The organism is Variovorax sp. 01T439_2 (assembly GCF_056398445.1).
This window is the reverse complement of sequence record NZ_JBFTPJ010000474.1, coordinates 1-6,061: the sequence shown is the minus strand read 5'-3', so window position 1 is coordinate 6,061 and position 6,061 is coordinate 1. Positions and strand designations below refer to the sequence as shown.

6 protein-coding genes and 1 pseudogene are annotated in these 6,061 nt (G+C 67.8%); 5 read left to right on the top strand and 2 right to left on the bottom strand.

Annotated elements, in window-relative coordinates; translation table 11 throughout:
• Both AC1DOC_RS20800 and ribD read right to left on the bottom strand, forming a co-directional pair.
• Positions 1-641, bottom strand: a 641-nt coding sequence (locus tag AC1DOC_RS20800; protein ID WP_478130402.1) for a riboflavin synthase, incomplete at its 3' end; no start/stop codon positions are given.
• A 55-nt stretch (positions 642-696) separates the two neighbouring features.
• A pseudogene (gene ribD / locus AC1DOC_RS20795) lies at positions 697-1,578 on the bottom strand (bifunctional diaminohydroxyphosphoribosylaminopyrimidine deaminase/5-amino-6-(5-phosphoribosylamino)uracil reductase RibD); the annotation flags it as partial.
• Between the two features lie 153 nt (positions 1,579-1,731).
• Between ribD and AC1DOC_RS20790 the strand changes: the two are divergent.
• From AC1DOC_RS20790 to AC1DOC_RS20770, 5 genes are all read left to right on the top strand, one after another.
• Complete coding sequence (locus AC1DOC_RS20790) at positions 1,732-2,217, top strand: GspH/FimT family pseudopilin (RefSeq protein ID WP_478130401.1); 486 nt, start codon at positions 1,732-1,734, stop codon at positions 2,215-2,217.
• An 11-nt stretch (positions 2,218-2,228) separates the two neighbouring features.
• Positions 2,229-2,768 carry a type IV pilus modification protein PilV gene (pilV, locus tag AC1DOC_RS20785; protein ID WP_478083365.1) on the top strand — a complete coding sequence of 180 codons (540 nt, stop codon included), beginning with the start codon at positions 2,229-2,231 and terminating at the stop codon, positions 2,766-2,768.
• On the top strand, positions 2,765-3,568 hold the full coding sequence (locus AC1DOC_RS20780; RefSeq protein WP_478082022.1) for a PilW family protein: 804 nt from the start codon (positions 2,765-2,767) through the stop codon (positions 3,566-3,568). The genes pilV and AC1DOC_RS20780 overlap by 4 nt, the downstream gene beginning before the upstream one ends.
• On the top strand, positions 3,565-4,251 hold the full coding sequence (locus AC1DOC_RS20775) for a pilus assembly PilX family protein (protein WP_478082020.1): 687 nt from the start codon (positions 3,565-3,567) through the stop codon (positions 4,249-4,251). The genes AC1DOC_RS20780 and AC1DOC_RS20775 overlap by 4 nt, the downstream gene beginning before the upstream one ends.
• A gap of 50 nt (positions 4,252-4,301) precedes the next feature.
• Positions 4,302-6,061, top strand: a 1,760-nt coding sequence (locus tag AC1DOC_RS20770) for a pilus assembly protein (RefSeq protein WP_478130400.1), incomplete at its 3' end; no start/stop codon positions are given.

Below are 6,061 nucleotides of genomic sequence, written 5' to 3'. Positions count from 1 at the left end.
GTGCCGATCTTCAGGCCATGCTCGGCCGCAAAGAGCTGCAGGTCGGGCAGGCGCGCCATGGTGTCGATTTCGAGATTGACCCTGGAGCCGGCCTGCAGGCTGCCGAGGGAGGTGTTGTCGACGGTGTGCGGGATCAGGTTGATGCTGATTTCCGCGCCGCCGTCGATGTCGCTCACGCTGTTGACCGTGAGGCTCACGCCGTTGACCGTGATCGAGCCCTTGTACGCCAGGAAGCGCGCGAGCGCGGGCGGGGCCACCACGCGCAGCTCCCAGCTTTCGCCCACGGGCGCGAAGTGGCTGACCGTGCCGATGCCGTCCACATGGCCGGAGACGATGTGGCCGCCCAGCCGGTCGCTGGCGCGCAGCGCCTTCTCGAGGTTGATGCGGGCGCCTTCCTCGGTCAGCCCCGCGGTCTTGTCGAGCGATTCGGCCGAGATGTCGATGGTGAACTGCTGCCGGGCGGGGTCGAGCGTGGTCACGGTCATGCACGCGCCGTTGAGCGCAATGCTGTCGCCGAGCCCGACGTCGGCCAGATAGCCGTCGGGCACCGCAATGCCGAGTCTTTTGCCGTAGGAGGAGGAGGGGCCGAGGTCGTGGATGGCGGCGATGCGCCCCACGCCGGTGATGATTCCGGTGAACATCCGCGCATTTTCGCAGACATCGGGGGTCCGCCCGGCGGGCGCCTGCATTCGCCCGCTAGAAAGCGTCCCTTCCGGCGACCCGGGCCACGATCCGCAGGTCCGGCCCGATCCGCTCGATGGTCCTGAATTCCAGCGGCAGCGCGCCGGCCAGGTCGGCCAGCGGCCCGCCGGCGTGGATGCCGGAGGCCATGTCGAGCCCGTCGCCGATGAGCTTGGGCGCCAGGTACACCAGCAGCTCGTCGACCAGGCCCTCGCGCAGCAGCGAGCCGTTGAGCTTGTGGCCGGCCTCGACGTGGAGCTCGTTGACCTCGCGCCGGGCCAGATCCCGCAGCATCGCGGCCAAGTCGACCTTGCCCTGTGCATTGGGCAAGTAGGCGATGGTGGCGCCGCGCGCTTCCAGTGCGGCGGCCTTGGCCTCGTCCTGCGCCGCGGCGTAGATCCAGACGGGCCGCCCAGCCATGAAGATCCGCGCGCCGGGCGGGGTCTGCAATTGGCTGTCGACTATCACCACGTGCGGCTGGCGCGTGGTTTCCACCAGCCGTACGTCGAGCCGGGGATCGTCCTCCAGCACCGTGCCCACGCCGGTCAGCACCGCGCTGGCCCGCGCCCGCCAGGCGTGGCCGTCGGCGCGCGCCGGTTCCGAGGTGATCCATTGGCTCACACCATTGCGCAGGCCGGTCTTGCCGTCGAGCGAGGCGGCGGCCTTGAGCCGCACCCAGGGCGTCTTGCGGACCATGCGGCTGAAAAAGCCGATGTTGAGTTCGCGCGCTTCCTCCGCGCCCGGCCCCACCTCGACTGCCACGCCCGCGGCGCGCAGCCGCTCGAAGCCCTGGCCCGCCACCAGCGGGTTGGGATCGGCCAACGACGCCACCACCCGACCGATGCCCGCCGCCGCCAGCGCATCGCAGCAGGGGCCGGTGCGGCCATGGTGCGCGCAGGTTTATTTCGACCGCTCATCGTTCAATGGGTGGTCAATATGAATTGGCCAAATAGAATTTTTAAAATTGCAGTCAGGGAGAAAGGTCTGCCGCTCCAGCCATTTGGGCGAGGCGGCGGACGGTACAACATGAAAAACGGATTCTGCGCGTCCGTGAGGACGCGTTCCCGCAGAAGCGGAACTCCGCGCGGCTTCACGCTGGTCGAAATGATGGTCGTCATCGTACTGGTGGCCATCCTGCTGGCACTGGCGCTGCCCAGCTTCAACAGCCTGATCGAGAAGTACCGCGTCGAGGGCATGGCGTCGGCTCTGGTGGCGAGCGTGAGCCATGCGCGTGCCGAGGCGGCTCGGCACGGGCAGCCCGTGACCATCCGGCAGCGTGCGGAGTGCAGCGGCGCAGACTGGAGCTGCGGCTGGGAAACCGTGGTCGGCAGCGGCACCGGGTTCGAAATCCTCCAGCGGCAAGACCCTGACACGCGCGTTGCAATCCAGAAAAGCGCGCTCGGGCCCATGGCCTTCGATCCCATGGGCCATTTTTCGAGCGTCGCCCGCATCAGCTTCCACCCGGTTGGAAGCGCCAGTTCATCCAACGACGTCGCTGTGTGCCTGTCGCTCGGCTGGCGCGTCAGGCGATGCTGAGGGGGCGGAACGTGCCGATCAATTCGATTCGCGCGCCGCGCGGCCAAGCGGGCTTCTCGATGATCGAGGCCCTGGTGGCCATTCTCGTGCTCTCGTTCGGCCTGCTCGCGCTGGCCGGCTTCCAGCTGCGTGTGCTCTCCGACAGCGTGGGCGCGAGCAACCAGAACATCGCCGCGCTGCTGGCCGGCGACATGGCCGATCGCATCCGTGCGAATCCCGTGGCCGGTGCCGTGTCGGCCAGCCCCTACGTGGCCGGCTGGTCGGCGGCGAACGCCACCGCGCCCACCCCCGCGTGCGCAGGAGCGAAGGCCCGTTGCACCGCCGCTCAATTGGCGGCCCACGATCTGTGGACCTGGAAGCAAAGGGTGGCGAGTGCGTTGCCCGGCGGCGTGGCCGACGTGCAGAGCAAGAAGGCCGTCGGCGGCCTGCTGTTCGTGCACATCGCCTGGGACGAGCCCGCTGCAGTCAACCCGATCGCACCCGATTCGGCCTGGGGCTGCCTGCGCGGCAAGGCCTGCCAGGAAGCCGTCGTCGCGGTGCCCCAACCATGAACAACAAGACATTTGCTCACCACCTGCGGCAGGCCGGCTTCACCCTGGTCGAAGTCCTCGTCGCGCTGATCATCGGCATGCTGGTGGTGCTGGCCGCCATGGCCAGCATGCTCGGCACGCGCAGCACCGCTGCGACCGGCGACGACGTCAATGTGCTGCACCAGTCGTCGGCGCTGGCATTCAGGCTGCTGGGCCAGCAGATCCGGCAGGCCGGCTACTTCCCGATCGATGCCACCGGGCCGCTGTACTACTTCGATGTGAACGCGGGCACCAAGCTCGATAGCGAGCCGGCCTTCTTCGCGATCAAGGGGCAGGAGGCGGCCGCCGGTTCGGTGAACGACACGCTCAAGGTCGGCTTTGCGCCGAATCCGGATTTCTTCCATGACTGCCTCGGCCAGGTGGCCAAGGACTCGGCGGGCGCAGCGTACACCCCTGGCAACCCCGCGGACCCTGCGAACGTGCGGCTGATCACCAGCGAATTTTCGGTGGTCAGCGGCACCCTGCGGTGCCTAGGCAGCGGCAATACCACGCCAAAGCCGATCATCGACGGCGTCGAGCGCTTCGATGTCATGTACGGCATCGGCGATGCCGGAACCGAACGCGTGGTGCGCTACGTGACGGCCACGAACGTCGCAAGCTTCGATCAGGTTCGCACGGTGCGCGTGTGCCTGCAGCTTGCGGGCACTTCCAGGAGCAACCCGGGCGGCAGCTACGTCGACTGCGATGGTTCGTCGCGGACCAGCAGCGACGGCAGGCTGCGCCGCGTCTACACGGCGGTGTTCGCACTGCGCAATCTATGAAGCACTTTCAGGTCCCCGGCAGACGCTCGGCGCAGCAGCGCGGGTTCTCGCTGTTCATCGTGCTCATCATGCTGCTGCTCTCGGCGCTGCTGGCGGTGGGCGGTGCGCGGACGGCCCAGCTGCTCGAATCGATGGCGGGCAACCAGCGTGATTACCAGCGTGCCTTCGAGGCCGCCGAAGCCGCGCTGCTGGATGCCGAGCGCGACATCCGGCAGCAGGCCTTCGATGCCGCGACCCAGACCTACGTGGCGTGCTCCGCGCTCGTGAGCTCGCCTTGCCGCAAGGCCGCCGATGGCCGCGTGTTTCCCGACCGGGATACCGGCTGGGTGACCGCCTACGTGGGCAAGGGCGCCAACAGCTGCGATCGTGGCATCTGCTACTTCGCCGGGACCGACTCCGTGGGCGCCGCTTCGGGCAGCGAGGCCTACCGGTTCTGGACCCGTTCCGCCTACGTGGACCAGTACGCCGCCTACGGTGCATTCACGGGCGCGCCGACGGCCGGCAATCCGGCCCTGGCCAGCGCCCGGTACTGGATCGAAGTGATCGACCGCGCGCGCAGCGACGAGCCGCTGTACCGGATCACCGCGCTGTCCACCGGCGCGCGCGCCGCAAGCACGGGCGGCGGTACGCGGGTCCTGTTGCAGATGTCCTTCGACCCGGCCGCGGTCAGGAAAGTGAATTGAGCATGGCGGGAAGAATAGATATGAACATCCATAGGTTTTCGAGGAACGCCATGCTGTGCGGCCTCGTGCTGGCGCAGACCGCCGGGCACGCCGCGCAATATCCGCTGTCCCAGGCGCCGCGCAACACCGCGGTCAAGGAGCCGGCGCCGAATGTGATCGTGTCGGTCGACAACTCGGGCAGCATGGCGGCGTCGTCGCGGGCGTCGGACGGAAATTGGGCACCGCCGGCCGGAACACCCACGCGGCTCGAAGCGCTGAAGACCGCGCTCAGGGACAACTTCTCGGCGGCCAACATTCCCAACGGCCGGATCCGCCTTTCATGGCAGGCGATGAACAACAACAAGGACGGCAGCTGCGTCGGATTCTTCGGCGACCCTGCGCCCGGCATCTATCAGGCCAGCAGTTGTCTCGTCAATGGCCGAGCCAATGCGAACCTGATGCGTTCGCTGGACGACACGCACCGCGCCAATTTCATGAGCTGGGTCGACGCCCTGGCCGCGGAAGGTGGAACACCCTTGCACGCCATGATGACCCGCGCTGGCGAATACATGATGACCACCGGCCGGTACAGCCCGTACTCGGATGACCCGGGCGCGGAGGGTGCCACTCAGTCGAGTTGCCGCAAGTCCTTCCATATCTTCATGACCGACGGCGACTACAACTTCTTCGGCTTCAACCCGGATCCCGCGGCGCTCAACATGCCGGCCATCGGCAACGCGGATGGAACGAGTCGCGCCCTGCCTGACGCCGTGACCTATGTGCCGCGCGCGCCCTACAAGGACAACGCGGGTGCCGTCAGCAACAGCGCCAACTGGAGGAAGTACGGTTCCGGGTGGAGGCCGACGGCGGAATACCGGCCCACGTTGGCCGACATGGCATTTCACTACTGGGCCACTGACCTGCAACCTGGGGTGTCGAACAATCTCAAGAAGATCGTTGCCGAGGCAGGCGATGCCATCATAGGGACGGCAACGGTCCCCGAATACTGGAATCCCAGAAACGATCCCGCCACCTGGCAGCACCTGACCACCTACACCATTGGCTTTGGCGCTGCGTCGTCGTGGACCGGCGCCCCGGCCATCTCGGCAGTCGCGTCGCAGCCCACCTACAGCGGGGACTATGCACGCCTGGTCGATGGGCGGGCTGCCTGGCAGGATCCGTTGGCGAGCACCTTGGCAGCGACGGGGAGATGGCGTTCAGGAGGCGGTGCCTATGGCTATTACCACGAACTCGACGCCAACGCCGCCGCCGTGCGCATGGACCTCTGGCACGCCGCGCTCAACAGCCGCGGCACCTTCACGCCAGCGGCGAATGCGAAGGCGCTCAGCGATGCCTTCCGGTCCATCCTCTCGCAGATCCTGCTCAACACCAGTGCCTCGCTGACCTCGATCTCGGCCAGCGGCTCCAGGGTTTCGACCGCCACTTCGGCCTACCAGGCCGGCTACGATACGGCCGACTGGTCGGGCAAGCTGACGGCCACGCCGTTCGGCAGCAACGGCAAGCTGGCCGCCGCGCCCGCGTGGTCGGCGCGCGAACTGCTTGATGCGCGCATGGCTGTGCCCGGCGCRCACGACGGCAATCGCAAGGTGCTGAGCTTCTCGGGCACCAGCGCCGCGGCCAGCGGGGCGGGCGTGCCGTTCCGGTGGGCCAGCCTGAGCGAGGCGCAGAAGGCGGCGCTCAAGGGCAGCACCGGCACCGACGCGGCAAGCACCGCGCTCGGCCAGGGCGTGCTCGACTTCCTGCGCGGCGACCGCAGCAACGAGGGCGCCGGCCTCAACCTGCGCAAGCGCGGCCATGTGCTGGGCGACAT